Origin of the sequence: Albimonas pacifica (genome assembly GCF_900113695.1) — a bacterium.
Taxonomy (GTDB): Bacteria; Pseudomonadota; Alphaproteobacteria; order Rhodobacterales; family Rhodobacteraceae; genus Albimonas; species Albimonas pacifica.
The window spans coordinates 682687-704988 of the sequence record NZ_FOQH01000002.1; the positions used below are offsets into that span (position 1 = coordinate 682687).

The window sequence follows — 22302 nt, forward strand, 5'->3', positions numbered from 1 at the left end:
GGAACATGACTGGTCGGGGCCGCAGCCATGACCGGAAAGCCGCGTGATCCTGCCCCGAATGCGTCCGCCGACTTCGATGCGGCGGCCTGCAAACGCACCGCACGACCGGCAAAGAAAAAGACGTCTCCCCCCTTCTCGCTGCGCCTCAGCCCTGAGGAGCGGGCACGCCTTGAAGCCGCCGCCGCAGGCGAGCCGCTCGGCGCCTTCATCCGTCGAAAGGTGTTCGAGGATGATCTCATGGTTCGGACGCGTCGCCGACCGGCGCCGGTCAAGGATCATGCGGCTCTGGCTCAGACTCTGGGAATGCTTGGCCACATGCGCATCGCGAACAACCTCAACCAGCTGGCCCGCGCCGCCAACATCGGCGCCCTGCCGCTGACGCGGGAGGTCGAGGAGGATCTCTTCCGTGCCTGCGCCGCCGTCCTCGCGATGAAGGCGGAACTGATGCGCGCCCTTGGCTATCCGGCGGAGGGCGACGAGTGATCCTCAAGGGATCCCAGCGAGGCGGGGCGGCGAAGCTTGCCGCCCATCTCATGCGATTGGATGAGAACGATCATGTCGAGCTCCATGAGCTGCGGGGCGTCTCGGCCGGAACGCTGCGCGGAGCGTTGCGCGAGATGGAGGCGGTGGCCAAGGGCACGCGCTGCCGCCAGCACATGTTCTCTCTCAGCCTGAGTCCGCCGGAGAATGAGGTGGTTCCGGTTGCGGTTTTCGAGGCCGCGCTCGAGCGGATCGAGACGAAGCTCGGGCTTTCAGGCCAGCCCCGCGCGGTGGTGTTCCATGAGAAGGAAGGCCGCCGTCACGCTCATGCGGTGTGGTCGCGGATCGATGTCGAGAAGATGACGGCGATCAACCTGGCCTTCTTCAAGCGTCGCCTGAGCGAGGTATCGCGCGAACTCTACCTGGACAACAGCTGGCGCCTTCCCAACGGCCTGCGTGACCAAGCGAACAGAAACCCCATGAACTTCTCCCGCGAGGAGTGGCAGCAGGCGAAACGGACGAAGCAGGACCCGCAGGCTCTGAAGCTGCTGTTCCGGGAATGCTGGGCAGCTTCAGACAGCGGCGAGGCGCTCAAGGGGGCACTTGACGAGAAGGGATTCCTCCTTGCCCGAGGAGATCGCCGAGGTTTCGTCGCCGTCGACTGGCGGTGTGAGCCCTATTCGCTTTCCCGCTGGACCGGCGAAACCGCAAAGGCGGTGAAGAACCGTGTCAGCGACGTAGCCGACCTGCCGAACATCACAGACGCCCAGGCGATGATCGCCGCGCGGATGAGCGAGAGGCTCATTCGCTTCCTCCGCGAGGAAGAAGCGGCATTGGCGGAGAGCGCCGTAAGGCTTCGCGCCCAGAAAGATGCCCTGCGCCACCGCCAGCGCGCAGAGCGCCAAGCGCAGCGGGCACGCCAGGAGGCCCGCGAGATCGACGAAGTTCGCTTGCGCGCCGCACGCTTCCGTCACGGCCTTGGCGGCCTATGGGACTTGGTCAGCGGAAAGACCCGCCGCATCAGGCGTCAGAACGAGAAGGAGGCCGAGGCGGCTGCGGCGCGGGATCAGGACGAGCAGGACCGACTGGCCACACGGCAACTTGGCGAGCGACGGCCGCTGCGGCAGGAGGAAAGGGAAGTTCGCAGGCGCGCCGCAGGGCGTACCGCCGAACTGCGCCAGGACATCGGACGCTATCTGGGCTCGCCCCTGGCTGGGAGCGAGGTTCCCGACGTAGAATGCCATGTTGCGCACGCCCCCGATGCCAAGCCGGTAGACCGAGGTCGCTGGAGCCGCGCCGTGGCCGGGCTCTCTCCGGACCCTTGATTTCGATCCTACCGGATTGCAACGACCTTCTCGCCTCAAGTGGCAGCCAGCGGACCGAAGCCGACATCGTCCGCGCTCAGGCGCGCGCCCGTGAAGCCTCGATTTCCTCCGCCAGACGTCGGCACCTGTCGCCGGCCCAGGCATGCGCGTCCGCGCCGAACAGCAGGCGTCGCGCAGGGGATGCAGACGCGGCTTCGGCGACGATCAGGGCTGCAAGCGCCTGGGGATCGTTCTCCTGCGCGCCGTTCGCCTGCGCGATGAAGCTTCGGAAGCCGGCCGCCGCCTCGGCGTAGTCGGCGATCTCCGCGTCGCCGAGCCGGGCGCTGGAGGGATCGAGAAACTTCGTGCGCATCATCCCCGGCTCGACGATGAGCGAGCGGATGCCGAGCGGCGCGATCTCTTCGGCGAGACCTTCCATCCAGCCTTCGAGCGCGAACTTGGACGCCGAATAGACCGACCCGCCGGGATTCGAGACCAGGCCGTTCACCGAAGAGATGGTCACCACCAGGCCCGAGCGCTGCCGGCGCATCGTCGGCAGCACTGCGCGCGCGACGTTCATCGCTCCGAAGAGGTTGATCTCGAACTGCCGGCGCACGTCGTCGTCCCGGATCGTCTCGAACCACCCGAGCTGCGCGCGGCCCGCGTTGTTGACCAGAACGTCGAAACGCCCGAACGCCTCGATGGCCGCGTCATGCGCAGCCGAGGCCGCGCCGGCGTCGGTCACGTCGAGCGGCAGCACCAGCAGGTCGTCATCCGGAGCGCCGAGGCGCTCGGCGAGCCCGTCCACGGTCCGGCTGGTCGCGACGACCTTGTCGCCCGCAGCCAGCGCGTCGCGGGCCAGCAGATGCCCCAGGCCTCCGCCGGCCCCGGTGATGAACCATACTTTCCCAGTCATCGTTGGCTCCTCTCAGGTTGGTTCACCTATGAAGTCACTGATGCCGGCCTCTATTAGCGCCTGGAAATTTGCAGAGCCCAGAAGCAGAGTTAATGAATGGACCCGCGCAGATTCGCCGATCTCGTCATCTTCCACCGCGTCGCCGCCGAGCGCAGCTTCACCGCTGCGGCCCGCAGCCTCGGCGTGACCCAGTCCGCCGTCAGCCAGACGGTGAAGCGCCTCGAAGGCGACCTGGGGATCAGATTGCTGTCCCGCTCGACGCGCAGCCTGGCGCCGACCGCGGCGGGCGAGCGGCTGCTCGACACCCTCACCCCGGTCCTCTCCGAAATCGACGCCGAGCTCGAGGACCTGGAGCAGCTGCGCGAGGCGCCGGGCGGCCGCCTGCGGGTGACTTGCGGCAAGCACGCCGCCGACACGCTCGTCTGGCCGGCCTTCTCATGGCTCGTCCAAGCGCATCCCGAGATCGAGGCGGAACTGAGCGTGGAGAACCGGCACGTCGACATCGTCGCGGAGCGGTTCGACATCGGGATCCGGCTGCGCGAGGATCTCGAGATGGACATGGTCGCCGTGCCCGTGGGACCGCCGCTGCGGGCGGTCGTCGTGGGGGCGCCGCGATATCTCGACGCCCGCGATCCGCCGCGCACGCCGCGCGACCTCTCGGCGCATCGCTGCATCGGCTACCGGAACGCCGGCGGCACGGTGTCGCCATGGGCGTTCGAGCGGGACGGGCGCGCGGAGACCGTGAAGATCTCGCCGGCGATCGTCGTCAACGACGGAGACGCGCTCGTCGCAGCGGCCTGCGCGGGGGCGGGGCTGGTCTATATGCTAGAGGACCTCGCCGCGCCCTTCCTCGCGGAGGGTCGCCTCACCGAGGTCCTCCCCGACTGGTGTCCCCCCTTCGCCGGGTATCACGCCTACTATTCGAGCCGGCGCCAGCCCACCCGCGCCTTCGAGTTGTTTCTGCAGCGCCTGCGACGGGCGGGCGGAGAGGGACAAGTGATGTAGGCGGACGGTCGCCAGCGGCCCTAACCGGACCTTCGCCCTCGGGCCGAAGCTGCCGAGCAGCGCCACCGAAGCCGCCTTTCGTTTGTCGCGCAGCATGACGTGCCTGGAGAAGGTCGGCTGTGCGGACGAAGCGGATATTCTTCTCCGCCGCCGCATCTGCGCAGAACTCGTCGGCGCGTTCGACACGTGCGCGCTAGTCCCGAGTTCGCGCCGTGGCCAGGCATCCGCCGCCCCCGGCGGTGATGGCGGTCAACGCCGCCGGCTCCGCCGGCGCGTATCCTGCACCGCGTTCGCCACGAGGGAGAGCAAGATGAAGCGCCTTCTGACCGCAGCCGTCCTCGCGCTCTGCGCCGCGCCCGCGATCGCACAGGACAAGGCGCCACGAACCCTCTTCACCCACGTCCGCATTTTCGACGGCGTGCACGAGGCGCTGCTCGAGGATGCAAATCTGCTTGTCGAAGGCCATCTGATCGCAAGGATCTCCACCGACGAGATCCCGGCCGAGGGCGCGACCGTGATCGACGGCGGCGGACGCACGCTGATGCCCGGCCTGATCGACATGCACGCGCATCTGATGCACACGGAATTGCCCTATGACGTCCTGCTCGAGGCCGATCTCATCTACATCGCGATCGTCCAGGGCCAGGCTGCGGAGCGGATGCTCATGCGCGGCTTCACCTCGTTCCGCGACGTCGGCGGGCCGACCTTCGGGCTGAAGCGCGCGATCGACGAAGGCCGGATCGCCGGTCCGCGGATCTGGCCATCCGGCGCGATGCTCTCGCAGACCTCCGGGCATGGCGACTATCGATCCCGGGCGCACGATCTTCCCGGTCTCCCGGGCCGGGAGCCGCACTTCACCGAGAGCTGGGGCTGGATGGCGATCGCGGACGGCCGGCCGGCGGTGCTGCGCGCAACGCGCGAGCAGCTGATGAAAGGGGCGAGCCAGATCAAGATGATGGCGGGCGGGGGCGTCGCGTCGAACTACGATCCGCTCGACGTCGTGCAATACACCGAGGACGAGATGAAAGCCGCCGTCGAGGCCGCGAGCGCATGGAAGACCTATGTGGCGGTGCACGCCTACACGCCCGAAGCCATTCGGCAGGCCATCCGGGCCGGCGTGAAATCGATCGAGCACGCCCAGCTCATCGATGAGGAAACCGTGCGGATGGCGGTCGAGGCCGATGTCTGGCTGAGCATGCAGCCGTTCCTGGACGACGAAGACGCGATCCCGTTCCCGGAAGGATCGGAGAACCGGGCCAAGCTGTTGCAGATGACTCGCGGCACCGATGCCGCCTACGAGCTCGCCAGGAAGCACGGGGCGAGGATCGCGTGGGGAACGGACGTTCAGTTCGACTCCGGCCTCGCCGCCAGGCAGGGCAAGCAGCTCGCCAAGATGACCCGCTGGTTCACGCCATTCGAGGTGCTGCGGATGGCGACCAGCGGCAATGCCGCGCTGCTGGCCCTGAGCGGGCCGCGCAGCCCCTATCGGGAGGGGCCGGTCGGCGTGATCGAGGAAGGCGCCTACGCCGATCTCCTCCTCGTGGACGGCGACCCGCTGGCGACCATCGACCTGATCGCCGAACCGGAAAGAAGCTTCGACCTGATCATGAAGGACGGCGTGATCCACAAGAACGCCCTGGAGTGACCCCGGATGCTCGGCACATCCGATAGCGAGACTTGCCGCGCCGCTGCGGGCTTCGCCGGCGCCAGGGCGTCTGCGTCGGGCTCGAAGCCGCCACGCCGCAGCGCGGCATCCCCATGCTATGATGATGCGGCCGGCAAGGCGCCGGCGATGAGGTTGGGAGGAGCGGCGGAGGCATCGTCATGCCCACCTGCAACCTTCCGATGATCCGCCCCGTGCGACCGGCCTGGAACCGTGGCCGTATCGTCGGGCAGAAGCGCCCCCTGTTCCCAAAGCACGTTTGGGCGATCCGCGTTCGACTGGAACTCGCCGAGCGCGTCCGCGACCTCGCGCTCTTCAACACCGCGATCGACAGCAAGCTCCGCGGCTGCGACTTGGTTCGCCTGAAGGTGGCGGACGTCTTTGCCGCCGGCCGCGTCAAGGAGCGGACATCGGTGTTCCAGAGCAAGACCCGGAAGCCGGTTCAGTTCGAGATCACCGAAGGGACCCGAGCCTCGCTCCTTCGATGGATCCAAGACCCGTCCATGATCGGCTCGGCCTTCCTCTGGCCGGGGCGCTTCCATGACCGGATGCACATCTCGACCCGCCAGTACGCCAGGCTGTTGAAGGAATGGGTCTCGTCGATCGGGCTCGAGCCAAGCGCGTATGGCACGCATTCCATGCGCCGCACGAAGGTTGCGCAGATCTACAAGAAGACGGGCAACCTGCGCGCGGTGCAGCTGCTCCTGGGGCACACGAAGATGGACAGCACCGTGCGCTATCTCGGGATCGAGCTGGAAGACGCGCTGGAGATCTCGGAGCGCATTGAAATCTGAACGCAAGGGCCGGTCGTTCGCGATCGGCTCTGAGCGGTCATGCACGCTCGCTGATGCGAGCGACCGCTATAGCCCCCCGTCGCGGCCGCCTCTGATGGCGCCTAATCAAGGGCCACGATGGCCTGCGGAGAGAGCGATAGGTGCAACCTCACGCGAACGGCGCGCGGGTCTCGAATGGGCCATGTCGCTCGGCGGCAGACTGGAGGGATCGCGGCACGCCGTGCCGCGCGGGGGCGAGGGTGGCAGGTCGCCCGCGTCAACCGAACATCGCTTCGAGCCGTTCGAAGACCCAGAACGCGGCGGCCGTGCCGATGGCGTAGGCGGCCAGGCGCGGGGCGGCGGCGGGCAGGAGGGCCAGTTGGCGGAGGGACGAGAGGGCGAGGAGGATCGCGGCGATGAAGGCCAGCTGGCCGAGCTCGACGCCCAGGTTGAAGGACAGGAGCGCCAGGGACAGCTCGGTCCGGGGGAGGCCGATCTCCTGCAGGGCGCCGGCGAAACCGAAGCCGTGGAGGAGGCCGAAAGCGAAGGCCACGATCCAGGGGCGGCGGGAGGCGAGGCTGGGGCGGCCCTGGCGCAGATGCACCGCCTCGACCGCCACCAGCAGGATCGAGAGGGCGATCAGCGTCTCGACCGGGGGCGGGGGGAGGGAGACGTAGCCGAGGCTCGCCATCGCCAGGGTGATGGAATGGGCGGCGGTGAAGGCGGTCGCCGTCTTCAGCAGCATCGGCCAGCCGCGCGCCACCAGCATCAGGGCGGCGACGAAGGCCAGGTGGTCGATGCCCGCCAGGATGTGCTCGAGGCCAAGGCGCGTGTAGCTCGCCAGCACCTGCCAGGGGGTGGGGGCGCGCGGGATCTCGACCGAGGGCGTGCGGGGCTTGAGCAGGAAGCTGCGCCGGCTCCCGTCCAGCAGCGAGACCGAGACCAGCGCGTCCAGCGCCGTGCGCTCCAGCCCCTCGATCCGCAGACGGGCGCCGGGCAGCGGGGTGTCGCCGGCCAGGGCGTAGCGGAACAGGGCGAAGCCGGCCGTCTCGCGCGCGCCGGGCAGCGGGCGGAGGTCGAATTCGGGTCCGGCGGCGGGCTCGAAGACGGGGCGGATGTCGGGGACCATGCCGCCGCGGGCGGGGACCTTCCACAGCAGGTCATAGCGGCCGGGCGCGCGCTCCTCGATCTGCAGGTAGGCGGGCCGGATCTCGTGCGCGCGGGCGGGCGTGGAAAGCGCCAGCAGGGAAGCGAGCAGCAGCAGAAGGGGGGCGAGACGGCGGATCATGGCCGCGCGAACGCCCGGCGCGTCGCCTCGGGCACGCCCTCGGCCTCGATGCGCACCTCGTAGCGGGCCAGCAGCTCCTGGAACAGCCGGTCCTGGGACTGGAGCACGGCGTAGTAGTCGAACTGGCGCGCGACCAGCTCCTGCACCGCCTCGTAGGGGGCGAGGCGGGCGGGCTGGCGCTCGGCCACGCGCACCAGGTGCAGGCCGAGGCCGGAGCGGACCGGGCCGGCCCACTCCCCCGCCGGCATCTCGGCCAGGGACTCGGCGAAGCCGCCGCCGAAGGCGTTGTCCAGCGACTGGGCCGGGGTCAGGGGCCAGTCGAAGGGGATCGAGAGCTTGTTGCGCCGGTCCGCGGGCGGCGCCTCGCCGGCCTGCAGCGCGGCCAGGACCTGCGACAGGCGCTCCGCATCCGCCTCGGCGGGCAGGTAGAGCACCTGCTGGAAGGCGATGGCCGGGGGCAGCGAGAACAGGTCCGGGCGCGAGGCGTGGAAGGCGCGCAGCTGGTCCTCGGTCGGGGGCTGCATCAGCGCGCCCAGGTCGGCGGCCACCGCCTCCATCTTCTGGGCGAGACGGGTGCGGATGATGTCGTCGTCGAGGTCCAGGCCCATCGCCACCGCCTCGCGGTAGAACACCTCCTGGCGGAGATGGCGCGAGACGATGGCCTCGAGGTCCGCGGGCGCGGGATCGCGCCGCCACTGGGCGCGCCACAGGGTGGTCAGGTGGTCGAGCCGCGCCTGGTCGAGCACGACGACCGACGGGTCGGCCTCGACCTCCCCTTCCGGCGCGACCCAGGACCAGGCGGCGAACAGCAGGCCCCCCGCCGCCAGGAAGTGGACGAGGGGCTCCCTCAGGAACGTCCGCAGCATGGGCTCAGTTCGCCTCGTGCCAGATCGGCGAGGCCCAGGCCCGCTCGACGATCTCCCGCTTCACCTCCGGGGGGTAGGTCACGCCGGCGTTGATCTCGTCGTAGAGCGTCCAGCGCGCGGTCGGCAGCTGCAGCACGCGCACGTAGTAGAAGGCGTTCTGGCCTGGGTCCCAGGTGGGGTCGGTCCACACGCCCATCAGCTCGGGGTCGCCCTTCTCGGCATTGAAGGCGCCCGTGGCGAGGTCGATGGGCGCGTCGATGGGCGTCACCGTCCCGTCGGCCTGCAGCCGGTCGCCCGAGGCCACCACGTCGAAGATCGTGTCGTGCTGCTCGTTGTTCTCGACCCAGCCCTTGATGATCTGGATGCGGTCCAGGTTCGGCCCGATCGGGTCCTTCATCGCCCACAGCAGGAACTGGGGCGCCGCGTCGCCTTCGTAGTCGCCGCCCATCGGCACGCCCTTCGCATAGCCGTCGGTCACCATCGCGTCGTAGCTCTCGTAGCTGTCCGCGAACCCCTGGCCGGCGAAGACGCGCACCTTCATGCGCGGGCCGGAGGTGGCGAAGGTCTCCTTCGCCATCATCGAATCCCAGATCGCCGAGCGGGTGTTGGACTCGGCCCACACCGCGGTCAGCGCGCCGGGGTTGGCGTCGGCGATCAGCATCTCCCCGTCCAGCGAGGAGGTGGCGCGCACGTCGGCGGTGCGGTCGGCGTAGCCATGGCTGCCGACGGTGTAGTTGTCCTCGGCCACGTCGGAGGGCGTGCCGTTGTGGTTGTCGGTGCCGCCGACGAAGCCGTATTTGAACGGGTTCACCCCGATCTCGGCCCGGTAGCGGATGCCCCGCCCGAGGCCGTAGCGCACGAAGTTCTCCTTCACGAAGCCGCGGCCGTTGAATTGCTGGATGGTGACGGCGTTCTCGAAGTCGGCGAACTCGTCGTTGGGCCAGAAGTTGGGCACGACCTCGGAGTTGCCCTTCACCTGCATCATCTCGATCAGCGGCTCCATGCTGGAGCGTCGCTCGGCGTAGTCCCGGTCGATGGGCACGCCGGTCAGGCTCGCCTCGGCGAAGTGCAAGCCCTTGGATTCGTTCGAGTTGTGGGGGATCGCGAAGACCCGCTTGCCGTCGTCGCGCTGCGCCTGCATCCAGGCCCACAGCTGCTCGGGGTCCGCCCCTTCGTTCGACGAGAACGGGACCTCCGGCACATTGGCGTCGCGGAAGAACACGTTGCGATGCTGGTTCGAGCCGCCGGGCGCCGAGGTCCACTCGTAGGCGTGGACCGTGGTGAAGACGCCGGGCTCGTAGTGCTCTTCCGTCGCCTCCATGTTCTTGCGCCAGGTGGACTTGATCGCCTCCTCGCCCTGGAAGAAGGCGGGGTGCGGATCGCCGCCGCCCGACAGCGGCAGCAGCACGTATTTCCAGTAGAGGCCAAGCGCCACCTGCAGGTTGGGCGCCTCGCGGAAGGCGACGGCGATCTCGTGGTCGTAGCCGGGCGCGCCCTCGTTCATCAGGCTGTAGGCCTCGCCCATGAACTCGGAGTGGTCGGTGACGGCGACGAAATCCAGCGGGCGCTTGATCCTGTGCAGGGCGCCGTTGACCATGATCTCCTCGCCCCTGGCGAAGCGGTAGGCGTCGGCGGGGGTCAGGCGGTTGCCGGCGATGAAGGCGTCCATCGAGACGCCGGTATGCACGTGCTGCTCGCCGAAATACGCCTCCTTCAGCGGGTTGCGCGGGGCGTCCGCCTCGGATGCCTGCACCAGCGCGCCCAGGGGGGTGGCCAGCGGCAGGACCGCGCAGAGGCAGGCGGCGCGAAGGCGGGGGAAGCGGGCTATGGCGAACATGGGACGAACTCCGGACCAACCGAACCCGCCATGCGCGCGGCGGTTGCGCGAGGGGGCGAGTCTTCGGCATGCAGCATGGCGCAGATCGCGAAAGGAAACTGCCCACCGATGGGACATTCGAGACCCGGCGCGCTGGATCGCGCGGATCGCGAGGCGCTCGCCTCCCGCGGCTGGCTGAGCGCCCAGCCGCCCGCCCTGCGCGAGGCGGTTCTGGACGCCTGCGTGACCCGCCGCGTCGCGAAAGGCGAGACGGTCTTCGACGAGGGCAGCGAGCCGGGCGGCCTCTACGGCCTGGCCGAGGGCTGGCTGGACGTGGTCCTCGCGCCCGGCGGCGCGCCCCCGTCGCTGGTCCATGTCGCCTCCCGCGGCTGGTGGTTCGGCGACGCCGCGCTTCTGACCCGCACGCCTCGCCGCGGCACGCACGTGGCGCGGACCGACTGCCGGATGGCCTATCTGCCCCCCTCCACGGTCGTCGCGCTGGAGGCGGCGGGCTTCGACCCATACCGAGCCATCGCCCACATCACGGTGGGCGTCGTCGATCATTCCTTCGCCGTGCACGCCGCCTTCCGGATCCGCTCCCCCCTGCAGCGCACCGCCCGGATGCTGCAGATCCTCCTCGGCTCCGGCCTGCACTACGCGGCCGGCGCCGCCCTCGACCCGCCCGCGATCCCGATCTCGCAGGAGGAGTTCGCCGAGATCGCCAACCTCTCCCGCAACGCCGCCGGCGACGCCCTGCGCACCCTCTCCGAGGCCGGCGCCCTGCACCTGGGTTTCCGCGCCATAGAACTGCTCGACCCCGGCATCCTGGAGCGTCACCGCGGCTGATCGGGTCGATCTGCCGGGCCCTGGAGGGACCCGGTCCGGGCCTTTTCACGGCCAGCGCCGGAGCTTGTTGCAGACCGCATAGCTTCGCGTCCCAGGCCGCCGACCACCGCTCGCTCGCGGCGTCTGAATACAATGAGCGGACATTCGACAAGATCGCTGCGAACGACAGCTTCCCGCCCCGTCCGGCCCAATGTCCTTAGCGGAACCTCGGACCGCTCTAGCTACCTTGTGCGGCCAGACGTGCGGTCGCAGTGGTTTTTCTCCGCGCCGGCAGACCGTGATTTCAGGAACGCTGCGCGCCGCGCCTCTTCCCTGACCGGCTCGCCGAAAATTCGCGCTGCGATCAGCCGCGCCATCGGCTCGTGGTCCGCATCCGTGAAGCCTTTGCGGGAGGCCTCGTTCCAGGCCGCGATGTCCTTCCTGCGAAACTCGATCTCGTAGTTGGCCTCCGCGGCCAGGAGGCGGAGCCAGGCGCGCTGCACGCGTCCGTTGCCTTCGACGAAGGGATGACAGGCGTTGATCTCGTTGACGTGCTCTGCTGCGCGCCATGCGAAGCGGTGCGCGTCGAGAACGGCCAGAAAACCCTCCGCGCGCAGCGTCTCGAAGCGGGCGTCCATCCAGGTGCGGATGTACTCGGGTCTGGCGAATGGCGCGGGGCCGCGAGCGGTGAGGTAGGTGCGCTCCTCCCCCGCCCACGAGTAGACGTCCTGAAAAAGATGGCGATGAAGGTCGCGGAAACCATGGTAGTCGAATTGCCTAGCCTCCACAGGCGGCAGCTGCAGCGTTCGGGCTTCGACCAGCTGCCGTTCGGCGCGCGCCAACTCTTCCGAGTCCCTGAGGCCCAGAAGGTTCACCATGACGTCCGTGCCCGGATAGAACAGGGCCGCATGTGTGGCGGCGTCCTGTTCGAAGCGCTCACGGCTCATTCGAGCGAGGAATTGCCGGAGCGCATCTTAAAGTACGCGATCAGACGTGCGATCTGCTCCTCGTCCGGTACGCCGTCGCGCTCCATCTGCGCGGCCAGCGCGGCGGCTTCCGGGTCGCGGGGGAGGCCCTCGATCTCCGAGTCCACCTCGGCCTGCTTCGCGCGCCAAGCGCGTGCCTCGGGGCTTTGAGAGGTGAATAGGTCTTTGGGGTGCAAGCGTTTTCTAGTCATCTCAGAGTCTACCATGTTGTTGTGCCATCTACAAATTTCGAGCCGCGAGCATCGTCTGGCGCCACCATCGCCGCCTGGCGCGGGAAAGCGGACGGGCCCCGCCCGTCCGCGAAATTTTTCGCGCCGCTCATCGCCCCCGTCTCTCGCGTTTGCGGTCGATATGCGCCTCGATCACCGCGGCCGCGAAGCGGTCGGGGAGCATGCCGGGCGCCGGCGCGCCGGCGATGCCGAGGAAGCTGCGGAATCCCGTCTCGCTGAAGAAGGGGCGGTCCCTGCGCACGGCGCGGGCCGCGAAGCCGGGCCAGAAGCCGCTCGACGCGCCGATGTCGTAGACCCCGTCCATCTCGATGCGCACCTGCATGCCGCGCAGGTCGAGGTCGAAGACTCCCGCCTGTCCCCAGAGGGGCACGCGACCCGGCGTGGCTGCGGTCGTGGCTGCGAGCCGGCATCCCGGCGCGTCCGGGCCGGCGAGGATTCCACGGTCGCCGCCGTTCAGCTTCTGCGCCAGCAGCGCTGCCCGATGACGCAGCTGGGAGACCCGGTCCCCGTCGGCGGCCAGCATGGCCGCATGATGGTCTTCGATCAGGGCGCGCAGAGACGGGACCGCCGCCTCGAAGCTCTCCGGGAGGTCCGAGGCGCTGCGCGCGAAGCGGCGCGCCTCGTTCGCGGCGTCGGCGGAGGCCAGCAGGGCGTCGAAGCCCAGCTGACCCGCGCCGGCGCCGTCGCCCCGGCCGCTCATGCCGCGCTCCTCGCGTCGGACGCGCCCTGCAGATGGTGGAGGAACTCGGCCGCCTTCTGGGCCGCGGCGGCGGCCTTGAAGATCGCCCGCGAGTCTTCCTTGAGGACCTTGAGCCAGCTCCCGAGATAGGCGGCGTGGTCCTCCCGCGGCTCCGGCGTCAGATGCAGGTCGGCGCAGAGGAAGGCCGCTCCGAGCTCGGCGACCAGCTCCTCCCGCGCATAGGTCGCGCTGCCCATGCTGCGCCCGAACTCCCGGGCGAGGCGCGAGGCCTGCCCCGTCCAATGGGTGCATTCATGGGCGAGGGTCGCGTAATAGCTCTCCGCGTCGCGGAAGGCCTCCAGCGGCGGCATCTGCACGACGTCGGCCCGCAGGTCGAAATGCGCGCTGGTCCCGCCATGGCGGATCTCGGCCCCGGTCGCGGCGAAGAAGGCGTCGGCATGGGAGATGCGCTGGGGCGCGTCGGGCCGCGGCTCGGGCGCGACGTGGTATCGCTCGGGCAGTCCGTCGATCTGCTCGACGTTGAAGACCGCATAGGCCTTGAGGAAGCGGATCTCGTGTTCGGTCTCGCTGCCGTCCTCGGCGGTCTCGGTCTTGCGGGTCTCGCCGGCATGAACGACGCGCGCCGCCCGTTCCCCCTTGCGCACCTGACCGCCCAGCTCCTGGGCCTGTCGGAAGGTCATCCACGTGGGCGAGACGTAGCCCTTCGCGCAGCTCGCGCTCCACAGGCTGAGGATGTTGATCCCCGAATAGGCCTGCCCGTTCCAGCGCCGGGGCCGGCAGACCTGACCGGCCAGCGTGCCGGTGCTCCACGGCTTCAGCCACGGGCGGACGCCCTTTTCGAGATCCGCGACGATGGCGGCGGTGACTTCCTTGTAAACATCCGTCTTCATTGCCTTTTTCTCCTTGGTCAGCGGGTTGCGCATGCAACCCGACTAGCCGCGCGGCAATGAGCGGGGGGTAGGCCGTCACAGGCCGGAGGGCGGGCGGATTGGTGCGGGCGCAGGCGCAGCCGAGCCACGGTCGCCCGTCCTCCGCCCGGAGCCTGCGGAGGGCTTGGCCTTGACGGCTGGGGGGCCGCATGGCCCCCGAACGAAAGGGATCGACGTCGGCCGAAAGGCCGTCTTCAGCCGCGGGAGGGATCGAAGCCGAATGGCCGAAACCGCTCTTCGCGGGTTCGGTTCACGAGAGCCCGGTCCGGCAGGGCCGGACCCGCCGAAACATGCCCGCTGCAGCCGGTCAGGTGAGCTTCATGGAGAGCCTGATGCAGCCCAGGAACGCCGGCGCGATCCTCGAAGCCGTGCTCGAGCGCGGCGTCCTTGCCTCAATCTCACCACGCGCCCGGCTGCCCCTCGCCCTCCCCGCCGCGCTGGCCGCGAGACGGAGTCCGAGCCTGTTTCCGGAGCGGCGCGCGGAGGGGGCGTAGGCATCGAGGTTTAGGGCGGACTGCGGACGTTCAGCCCCGTTCCCAGCCATCGGCCGAGCTTCCCCGAACCGGACCTTCACTGCGTCTCGACGCGGAGTCGCCCGGATCTCGGAAGTCTGGGCGGAAGCAGAAGTCGCTGCGACCGCGAGGGCAACTCTGGTCGGCTGCGAAAAGGGACATTCAAACGAGCTACCGGTCGCGGGAACACTTATAGGCGCTGTTTGTGGGGAGCTGATGCTCACGGTACCTGTGAGCCAGCCGTCACTAATGGAGAAAGTGGCCGTTCAGCGGCGAACATTGTAGCAAAAAATTTTTGTTATCGCATCTGAGAAAAAGCGGATAGCTGCAATCTATAGGCATTAGTTTGAGTTTGTCGGAAGTCGGGGCCGGAGGACTCTGATGAACGCTGTGCGATGCATGCAATTGGGAAGTGCTGAAAGCTGTTCGCGCAGAGCCGCAAGGATTTTCTGACAATTGTCATTTATTTTTAAGTTTTGAGGAGCGAGAGGGGACTCAATAACTGAAATATGCCTATTCAGCTGCAAACAGTCACAAGATCCTATTGCATGAATTCAAGCGACAGTTGTCGAGTGGTTTGCTCTGACTGATAACGCCAGATACTCGCGTCAAATTCACGTCGAGAGATGGATAACAAGTCTGCCGCAAAACTAAATACTTCGCAAAGATAATCGTAGCTGTCGTCCTCCAATCCCGCGAGCTCAGCAAAGCCCCGGATGTGGCGATCTACAGCGATGCAATCCACACCCACCAGGCAGGCCATGTAATCAACGGTTTTTGGGCCGACACCTCTCACTTGCCGGATCTCCATCCGAAAGCTCTTGTCCTGTAGTGCTCTGCTCAACTCGGATATGCTGTCAATTTCCGACTTGGCCATAAAGCCGACCAAATTGTCAAAGCGTGACACCTTCTCCCGATGCTCCCATTGCAGGAACTTTGGGCTTCCCTCCTGCTCGATCACCCCCATCACGATGTTCGTGGTTGTGGCGTGCGGGAAGGTTCTGAGGATAGTTGCAATGCGGGGCTTCACAACTTTCGCGTAGTTCAGCCCAGCTTGTAGGACCGAGTCAGCAAGCACCGCGCCCATGTGCTGATATACGGGTCTGCAAGTGACGCGCGATCCCAGAACACCAGTCCGAACAGCATGGTCGGCAACGCGCCGGGCGGCATGCAGAGCGTCTGAATTCTTTAGGTTTTCCGCCACTTCTATTTTTCCTGCTTACGCGAGGCCAGCTTCCATCAAGGCATTGAGCCTCTCTACACAGTTGGGGCAGGCCCCGCAAGGAAAGGAACTTGACGCCTGACAAGAGAAGGTTCGACCGATAGGAACCCCAAGGTCCAGCGCTTGTCGGACAACGTCGGCCTTGGTCTTTTCGCGGAAAGGCGCATGAAAGCGTACGGCGCCGACACCACGTGAGAGCTCTTCGAGGCCGTTCATGAACTCGGTGCTGCAGTCTATTTCCTTGGCATGATTGCTGTTGATGAAGCCCGAATACACGTCGAGGATCCGAAGCGTCTGGGCGCGAGCCGCGGCCACAGCGAAGAACAGCATCGTCCGGTACGGAAGGTACAGGTCGTCATCTGAGACGGCTTCTTTCCAAAGGTCGGCTTCCACGATCATCCGTGATGGCGAGCCCTTGAAGACGTCCGAGATATTAAGCCGTTCTGGCGGCATCGCCTCCTGCGGGAGGACTTCCTGCACTTTCGCCCATTCTGTCTCGGCACAGTGTTGGCCGTAATCGAAGAAGATGGGATGAACTTCTGTCCCTTCGGTGACCAGCAGATAGCAGACCGTTGTCGAATCGAGCCCTCCAGAGACCATGACGACAGCCTTCTTCATGACTCCGCCGCCCTTATTCTCGAAATAACTTCAAAGAGGCCGTTTAGGCATCTATCGAGATTGTCCGAATAGACCGTGCTACCCGCCATCACCATGGTATTGGTATTCTCATTGAGCGGATCGAAGGTGATCACGGGCTTCTTCAAAGCAAGAGCCAGGCCAACTTCAACAAGTGTGCCTGGATCCCGCTCCAGCGGCAGTGCAAAAACAAGATCACACTCCTCGAGAAGGCCCAAGTCGCCCAGATATGCGGCTCGCATTTGATGCATCGAGCTTTGCGGTGTTAGCTCTCCGTTCTCTTGTACCGGGCGGCGAAGCCGAAAGTTATGATAGGCTAGCGCCCGAAGTGTTTCTTCGAGGTGCGTGCGGTCGATGTAGGAAAAATCGGGAGCGGCGAAGTATATCTGAAAGTCCGGCCGTGCATGCCAAGGCAGAAATGTTCCGCCCAAGCCGCGCATTTGGCCGACGGAGAGCGCGAGGCTGCGCTGGACATCTCTTTTAAAGTCGTCCGGGTAGGTCGTCTGAGCATAGCACGTTGCAGCGCGCGCTGCCTTCCATCCGGCATCAAAGACGGCGCCATCCAGCATGGACGCGAAAACCGCTGAATACACATCACCGACACCGACCGAGTTGACAGTTTCGCCGAGGAGCGCCGGAATCTCGTCGGCCCTGTCACCGCGAAGATCGAACACACGGCTGCCGCCGCGATTTTCCTTCAGAAGGATAGCTTGCGGCGACAGATCGCGCAGATCAGCCAGCAGGCTGGACATATCCTTCGTCGCTGTCTCCAGGAACATTGGAGACGATGTAGAAGTCACTACGGCGGCAATGCTTCCCTTGAACGGTGAGAGCGATTGAAGGTTCGGCAGATCATAGGCGATATCGAAGCTTGCCTGAACATCCTCGGCAAGTAGGGATCTCAGGACCTTGAGATCGTACTTTCCAGGGAAAATCAGACAGGTTTTGAAGGTCTTTAGTACTTCAACTTCGCCGCGGTATTCGACAGATTTTTCATCCCTCAGGATGTCTTGATAGGCTTGGTCCGCGAGTTCGGTCGGATCGCCAATCGCCATGACGTTGGGCGCACCATTCACCTCTGCCAGCCAGATGAATTCGCTGCATCCCAAGCGTTCGAGGTAGGCTCGCGCCTGATTGACCAGATAGCCGGGGCATACAGCGGCCACGGAAAAGTCCGCGTCTATTGCCCACAGCCCGCGGGCCGCGTGAACGATGCCGCCGAGCCGTAGCTTACTTTCAGCACCTGCCTTCGGCAGGGTGAAATCCACATAGACCTCGCCGACCAGTAGAAGGCCTTGTTTAGGGTTCATGGCGTGCGCGGCGCGACGTCCACGTTGACCGATGCAACTGGAGCCGATGCCGAGGAGTTGACGCGCCCCTCATAGGTGAAGCCCGCAGCCATGCAGTCCGCGAGATAGTTGAAGCTAGTTGGCAGCGCCCCCACGGTTTGGCCGCTCGAGTCGACGGCGAACAACCGGCCGCGCTGCTCAATGGTTAGCGCCGTGTTGGCCGGAGGAACGCCGCCGCTTGTGGTGAAGTAGTCACACTGCTCGACCTCTTCGAGGGCACAGGAGAATGCCCGGGCGCAGCGATCTTCCCCACTTGCGCCGCCACCCCCGGCTCCCTCACCACCCTCTTTCGGACGCGAGCCAGGGTAGTCCGAGAAGCTTCCAGAGCCAGTGCTACCCATACCATCCCTCAAATCAGCATTTTGTGTTCCTGCGATGGTCTTTCAGTTCATGCGATGTTGCAAGGCGTAAATTCAGTTCATGCGATGTTGCAAGGCGTAAATGTAGACTTCGACGAGCAAAAAGATTGAGGCATTTCCGATGGTTACTCAGGCAAGAAAACGCCGCGAACGGCAACATTTGTTGGCCAGAGCGCAGAATCCATGCCGGGGCTAAAGGTCGGCTCAGGGCCGATAGCTGACCGGACGACCGCCGATGTTCGTCCGAATGTACAGGCTGCAGCTCGCGATGCAGCTTTGGCTCATTCGGAACGAACCGCCAGCACCTTCGCCAGATCGCCGACCAACGCCTCTCGCTGGTCCACCGACAGCGTCTCGAGGTTCCGCACCCGCCATCGCACCGCAGGCAGCTCGCGGGCGTGGGGCGTGGCGATCAGCGTCCAGTCGGGCTCGCCGCGCTCGAAGCCGAGAAGGAAGGTGCGGTGGGCGGGGGGCATGGCGCCGACCAGTTGCGCGACCAGCTCGCGGCGGGTGTCGAGGAGGTCCTGGAGGGTCACCGGTTCGAGGGTCATGCCGTCGAAGCCGCGCTCGAAGGTCTGGGAGATGTCCTTTGGGCGCGCGGAGAGGACCTCGCCCATGGGGCGGTGATGGCTGATGAGGTAGACGACGAAGGCCTCGCGCAGGGCGTCGGTCAAGCCCTCGCGGCGCAGGAGGTCGCGTACGTCGAAGAGGTCGCGCGGGTGCTGGCGGTCGAGGGCCGCGAGCAGCTTGCCGGCATAGAGATCCTCGAAGGAGACCACCTGCGTCTCGGCGAAGCCGAAGGCGTCCTCGACCGCCTCGCTGACGGCCATGTCGCGGGGCGCGTTGACCACGCCGCGCAGGACCGGGGAGATCTCCACCTTCACCCGCGCGCCGGCCGCGGTGACGGTGAGGCGGCGGATGGCGCCCTCGGCTTCCGCGCGGGCGGCGCGGGCGCCAGGGATGTCCGCAAGGATGCGGGCCTCGATGCGCCGCATGCCGGCGTCGATGCCGGCCAGCGCCTCCGGGCGGTCATGCAGCGGCAGATAGGTCAGGTCGATGTCGACGGAGAGGCGCGGCAGGTCGCGGTGGAAGAGGTTGATCGCCGTGCCGCCCTTCAGCGCGAAGTCGCGCTCCTCCGCGACCAGCGGCAGGATCCGCATCAGTAGGCTCACCTGCCGGCGGTATCGCTCCTCAATGGGCATCCAGATCCTCCGGCACGGTGATCAGGTTGACCGGGTCGAGCCGGCCGCCCCGCACCAGCATGCGCTTGCCCTTGCCGAGGTCGACGGCGGATTTGTCGAGCCGCTTCAGCCAGGCATGGCCGTGCCGCTCGGCGAAGAAGAAGAACAGCCGCTTCACCTTCACGCTGGCGCAGTCCTGGAGGAGCTTCTGCAGCCGCCGCGGGCGGAAATTGGCGGCGCCCTGCATCAGCATGTCGGCCTGGTGAAAGCTTTCCCGCTGCGGCAGCTCGTCCAGCATCTCCAGATAGGCGCGTTCGGGGCTGGAGAGGGTCAGCGGCAATTCCCACCGGCCCCAGGTCATCTCTTCGATGCCGCCGCCGCGCAGCTGCGCCGTGTCGCGGGCCGTGCCCGCGACGGGGTCCAGCGCGAGATGGCCGAGGCCGTAAGCGATGGGTTCGTTGCGGAACAGGGTTCGATTATTGTGATGGACGAAGCTCTGCGGCAGGCCAAGGCGCGAGACCCAGACGGGCGGCTTGCGAGGACCGTAGAGATGCACGGTCCTGATCTCTGGGTCGAGATAGTGGCTGAAGCCATGCATCTCGAGCGCCGTGCGTCCGCCGACGACGAGGTCTTCGCGGAGCAGGTTCTGGAGCGAGAGGACCACCACCTGCCAGCTGAGATCGCGAAGGAAGCGGCTGGGCCGACGGTAGACGCCGCGCACGGGCTGGTCGAGCCAGCCGCTCTTTACATAGTAGGCGCGGAGGTTGCTCGCGATACCGTGGCCTTCGAGCCAGGCTCCGTCGACCAGCAGGCCTTCGGGGAGGTCCTGCGCGAGGCGGTTCAGATGCGAGGCTCTGGAGTCAGTCATATTGAGTATTTTAGCATGATTGCAAACCGAGTGCAAGTTTGCGAGCGGTGGCGCTGGATCAATCAGACTGAGCGAACTGGTGACTTTATAAACCGGAGCAGGAGGACCGGCTTCCGTCATCGAAGTTCCCACACGACCTCGGCGAGTGGCTCCGCTCCGGGCGCAAGGCGGTCCGCAAGAGCCGCAGGCTCGGCAGGCTGCGCCCGCAGATGCGCGGGTTCGTTCGAAGGCAGCTGGCGGCGCACGGCGTCTGGGACATCCTCGACAAGGAGCGCCTCCATGTCGGCGAAGGCAGCCGGATCCACCTCCCCCTCCTCGAGACGAGCCTGGGCCGCGTCCAGCCGCTGCTGATAATCGAGCAGCTCGTCCCGCTCCTGCTGGAGCGCGAGGCGGGCTTCCAGGTCGCTCTGGTAGTCCTCCCAGCGGGGCCGGAAATCCTCTATGCTTTCGGGGTCCAGATCCTCGGGCTCCAGCTCGAGGCCGTGCTCGTCGAAGACGCGTGTGCCGTCGCGGGTCTTGAACACCCGACGGCCATCCTCCAGCACATAGGCCTGCTCCAGCTTCTCGCCGATGGCCGCCTGCACGGCGTCGAGCGCTTCGCGGTTGTCCATCAGGGCGCGGATCACCGCCGCGTCATGGACGGACAGCCGGTCCTGCATCCGATCGACCTGCATCTGGGTGATCGTGGCGATGGCGACGAACTCGACCGCGTCGTCGAAACTCTCCTGCGCCGCCTTCTCCTTCTCCTGCTGGTCGCGGATGCGCTCGGCCTGGCGGCGGAACCCCTCTTCCACGGTCGCGCGGCGCCACACGTCCCGGGCGGTGCGGACATGGACCTGCACGGCGCTGTCGAAATCGAGCCTCACCCGTCGCACCTCCGTCGGATCAAAGCGGAGACGACGCCCGCGGGCGTGTTGTCCGGGAACTTGCGGAAGGCGGCGTAGACCGTCTCGACGGCGCCGTCCTCATGATAGAACCAAGTGTAGATGCAGCTCATGCCGGCCGGGCTGTCGCCATCGGCCTTGTAGCGGGCGAAGGCGAGGCCTTCGACCACGCCGGCGACGAAAGCGTAGCGCTCCCGCTCCTCCATCTTCTGCATGACGGTTCCGGCGGTGAAGCTCTCGGCCTGGGCCGAGACGGCTGAAAGCGAAGCAAGCGCGGCGAAGAGCACCGCCTCGTTGCGCAGCGTCTTCACAGTATTATTCGAGCAGCCTCTCCACATATACGACCGTTATTGTGAAAAATTGGCATAGGCCCATTCGCTTGTGCTACAATTATCTTGAATGTGGGAAATGCCGTCGCGACCGGCCTGCGCCGCCGCCGCGAAACTTCCCGGGAACACGACGCACGGAAAGGGTCGTTTAGGTTGCAGCCGCATGCGTTCGGGCGGCGGCGGAAGGAAGCGTGCGCGCATGAAGAAGCTTGGATATCTGCGGGTCTCGACCGCCGACCAGCGCCCGGACCGGCAGGTCGACGGGCTGCAGGCGATCTGCGACGCGCTCTACGTGGAGCATGCCTCGGCCTCGGGGCCTCGCCGACCTGTCTTCGACCAGGTGATGGCCGAGCTGCAACCCGGGGACATGTTCGTGGTCTGGGACCTCGACCGCGCCTTCCGCTCGGCGATCGACGCGCTGACCGCGCTGGACCGGTTGCGGGCGCGGGGTGTCTCGATGTGGATCGTCAATCTTCAGGTCGACACCAGCACCCCCAGCGGCCTGCTGGTCTACACGGTGATCAGCGCCATCGCGGAGTTCGAACGCCGGATTCTTTCGCAGCGCACCAAGGAGGGCCTGGCCGCCGCGAAGCGCCGGGGCCGAAGGCTGGGCCGCCCTCCGAAGCTCACGGACGAGACCCTGCGGGAGGCGCGGCGGAAATTGCGCGCCGGCCCCGCGACGGTGAAGGACCTCGCGACGGAGCTCGGCGTTGCGCCATGGAGCCTCTCCCGCGCACTGAAGCGGCAGGAGGCGCAGGCCGCCTCGACGGGCGATTTCTGACATACCTGACGGCGGAGCGATCTCCAGGTCAGGGATGCCCCATCGCCGTCCGCGCTCGATGGGAGGCCCAGGAGGGAGAGCACGATCTCCCGCCCGGTCTTCATGACATGGTCAGGGGGCCAGGGGGCTCGAAGGCCCCCGGTCGATGGGGTGCAGGGGAGCGCCGAAGGCTCCTCTGCGAGGGATGGAACGCCGATACGTCCCGGACTGACGCCGGCTCGATGCCGGGGTCAGGCCCATGGCCGGGGGGATGCAACGGGGGCGCGCAGCGGGCCCCCTTGCCAAGATGGTGTTGTACTACAACACACATCTTGCGATCCGCGCCGACCGACCCTCGCGCCCAGCGTCAGACCTCCCGGCAGACCCCGCGGCGCACATCTTGCGATCCGCGCCGACCGAC

At 66.7% G+C, this 22302-nt stretch carries 22 protein-coding genes; 7 read left to right on the forward strand and 15 right to left on the reverse strand.

Features of this window, described 5'->3' with window-relative positions; genetic code table 11:
- Nucleotides 1-27: 27 nt before the first annotated feature.
- A complete protein-coding gene (locus BM064_RS05670; protein WP_092858721.1) occupies nt 28-483 on the forward strand; it encodes a plasmid mobilization protein in 456 nt (151 codons plus the stop codon).
- On the forward strand, nt 480-1805 hold the full coding sequence (locus BM064_RS05675; RefSeq protein WP_092858723.1) for a relaxase/mobilization nuclease domain-containing protein: 1326 nt from the start codon (nt 480-482) through the stop codon (nt 1803-1805). Before BM064_RS05670 ends, BM064_RS05675 begins: the two co-directional genes overlap by 4 nt.
- Before the next feature lie 76 nt (nt 1806-1881).
- Here BM064_RS05675 and BM064_RS05680 read toward each other — a convergent pair whose 3' ends face one another.
- Nucleotides 1882-2700 carry an SDR family NAD(P)-dependent oxidoreductase gene (locus BM064_RS05680; protein ID WP_092858725.1) on the reverse strand — a complete coding sequence of 273 codons (819 nt, stop codon included), beginning with the start codon at nt 2698-2700 and terminating at the stop codon, nt 1882-1884.
- Nucleotides 2701-2796: 96 nt separating this feature from the next.
- On the opposite strand from BM064_RS05680, the gene BM064_RS05685 reads away from it, so the two are divergent.
- The 3 genes from BM064_RS05685 (at nt 2797) to BM064_RS05695 (ending at nt 6162) form a co-directional block, all read left to right on the forward strand.
- Nucleotides 2797-3705 (forward strand): LysR family transcriptional regulator, encoded by a 909-nt coding sequence (locus BM064_RS05685; RefSeq protein ID WP_092858727.1) that lies wholly within the window; start codon nt 2797-2799, stop codon nt 3703-3705.
- A 310-nt stretch (nt 3706-4015) separates the two neighbouring features.
- Nucleotides 4016-5350 carry a metal-dependent hydrolase family protein gene (locus BM064_RS05690; RefSeq protein WP_092858729.1) on the forward strand — a complete coding sequence of 445 codons (1335 nt, stop codon included), beginning with the start codon at nt 4016-4018 and terminating at the stop codon, nt 5348-5350.
- A gap of 179 nt (nt 5351-5529) precedes the next feature.
- Nucleotides 5530-6162 (forward strand): tyrosine-type recombinase/integrase, encoded by a 633-nt coding sequence (locus BM064_RS05695; protein ID WP_092858731.1) that lies wholly within the window; start codon nt 5530-5532, stop codon nt 6160-6162.
- Between the two features lie 256 nt (nt 6163-6418).
- Here the strand turns inward: BM064_RS05695 and BM064_RS05700 are convergent, their stop codons facing one another.
- Genes BM064_RS05700 through BM064_RS05710 form a run of 3 tightly spaced genes read right to left on the reverse strand, consistent with a single transcriptional unit; the run spans nt 6419 to nt 10132 of the window.
- A complete protein-coding gene (locus BM064_RS05700; protein ID WP_218160958.1) occupies nt 6419-7429 on the reverse strand; it encodes a HupE/UreJ family protein in 1011 nt (336 codons plus the stop codon).
- Entirely contained in the window at nt 7426-8295 is an 870-nt protein-coding gene (locus BM064_RS05705; protein WP_092858733.1) for a peptidyl-prolyl cis-trans isomerase, read from the reverse strand. The genes BM064_RS05700 and BM064_RS05705 overlap by 4 nt, the downstream gene beginning before the upstream one ends.
- A 4-nt stretch (nt 8296-8299) precedes the next feature.
- Nucleotides 8300-10132, reverse strand: coding sequence for a DUF3604 domain-containing protein (locus BM064_RS05710; RefSeq protein ID WP_177236155.1), 1833 nt, complete (start codon nt 10130-10132; stop codon nt 8300-8302).
- Between the two features lie 108 nt (nt 10133-10240).
- Between BM064_RS05710 and BM064_RS26770 the strand changes: the two genes are divergently transcribed.
- A complete protein-coding gene (locus tag BM064_RS26770) occupies nt 10241-10957 on the forward strand; it encodes a Crp/Fnr family transcriptional regulator (RefSeq protein ID WP_177236156.1) in 717 nt (238 codons plus the stop codon).
- Nucleotides 10958-11178: 221 nt separating this feature from the next.
- On the opposite strand, the gene BM064_RS05715 is transcribed toward BM064_RS26770, so the two are convergent.
- From BM064_RS05715 to BM064_RS05775, 11 genes are all read right to left on the reverse strand, one after another.
- A complete protein-coding gene (locus BM064_RS05715) occupies nt 11179-11883 on the reverse strand; it encodes a Fic/DOC family protein (protein ID WP_092858737.1) in 705 nt (234 codons plus the stop codon).
- A complete protein-coding gene (locus BM064_RS05720; protein WP_143103261.1) occupies nt 11880-12113 on the reverse strand; it encodes a hypothetical protein in 234 nt (77 codons plus the stop codon). The genes BM064_RS05715 and BM064_RS05720 overlap by 4 nt, the downstream gene beginning before the upstream one ends.
- Nucleotides 12114-12240: 127 nt before the next feature.
- The gene (locus BM064_RS05725) at nt 12241-12852 is read right to left on the reverse strand and encodes a hypothetical protein (protein ID WP_092858741.1); all 612 of its coding nucleotides are present in this window, start codon (nt 12850-12852) and stop codon (nt 12241-12243) included.
- Nucleotides 12849-13742, reverse strand: a complete 894-nt coding sequence (locus BM064_RS05730; protein WP_092858743.1) for an ArdC family protein — start codon at nt 13740-13742, stop codon at nt 12849-12851. The genes BM064_RS05725 and BM064_RS05730 overlap by 4 nt, the downstream gene beginning before the upstream one ends.
- 1092 nt (nt 13743-14834) lie before the next feature.
- Nucleotides 14835-15380 (reverse strand): HhH-GDP family DNA glycosylase, encoded by a 546-nt coding sequence (locus BM064_RS05740; protein ID WP_218160959.1) that lies wholly within the window; start codon nt 15378-15380, stop codon nt 14835-14837.
- 132 nt (nt 15381-15512) lie between these two features.
- Nucleotides 15513-16133, reverse strand: coding sequence for a 7-cyano-7-deazaguanine synthase (locus tag BM064_RS05745; RefSeq protein ID WP_092858749.1), 621 nt, complete (start codon nt 16131-16133; stop codon nt 15513-15515).
- The gene (locus tag BM064_RS05750) at nt 16130-17419 is read right to left on the reverse strand and encodes a nucleoside 2-deoxyribosyltransferase (RefSeq protein WP_245779061.1); all 1290 of its coding nucleotides are present in this window, start codon (nt 17417-17419) and stop codon (nt 16130-16132) included. The genes BM064_RS05745 and BM064_RS05750 overlap by 4 nt, the downstream gene beginning before the upstream one ends.
- Nucleotides 17420-18140: 721 nt before the next feature.
- Nucleotides 18141-19061: a nucleotidyl transferase AbiEii/AbiGii toxin family protein gene (locus BM064_RS05760; RefSeq protein WP_092858755.1), complete on the reverse strand. Its 921-nt coding sequence runs from the start codon at nt 19059-19061 to the stop codon at nt 18141-18143.
- Nucleotides 19051-19908 (reverse strand): type IV toxin-antitoxin system AbiEi family antitoxin domain-containing protein, encoded by an 858-nt coding sequence (locus tag BM064_RS05765; RefSeq protein WP_092858757.1) that lies wholly within the window; start codon nt 19906-19908, stop codon nt 19051-19053. Before BM064_RS05765 ends, BM064_RS05760 begins: the two co-directional genes overlap by 11 nt.
- 116 nt (nt 19909-20024) lie before the next feature.
- On the reverse strand, nt 20025-20783 hold the full coding sequence (locus BM064_RS05770; RefSeq protein ID WP_143103262.1) for an EMC3/TMCO1 family protein: 759 nt from the start codon (nt 20781-20783) through the stop codon (nt 20025-20027).
- Nucleotides 20771-21103, reverse strand: coding sequence for a hypothetical protein (locus tag BM064_RS05775; RefSeq protein WP_092858761.1), 333 nt, complete (start codon nt 21101-21103; stop codon nt 20771-20773). The genes BM064_RS05770 and BM064_RS05775 overlap by 13 nt, the downstream gene beginning before the upstream one ends.
- Nucleotides 21104-21320: 217 nt before the next feature.
- Here BM064_RS05775 and BM064_RS05780 point away from each other — a divergent pair, with 217 nt between their 5' ends.
- On the forward strand, nt 21321-21902 hold the full coding sequence (locus BM064_RS05780; RefSeq protein WP_177236157.1) for a recombinase family protein: 582 nt from the start codon (nt 21321-21323) through the stop codon (nt 21900-21902).
- Nucleotides 21903-22302: the final 400 nt, after the last annotated feature.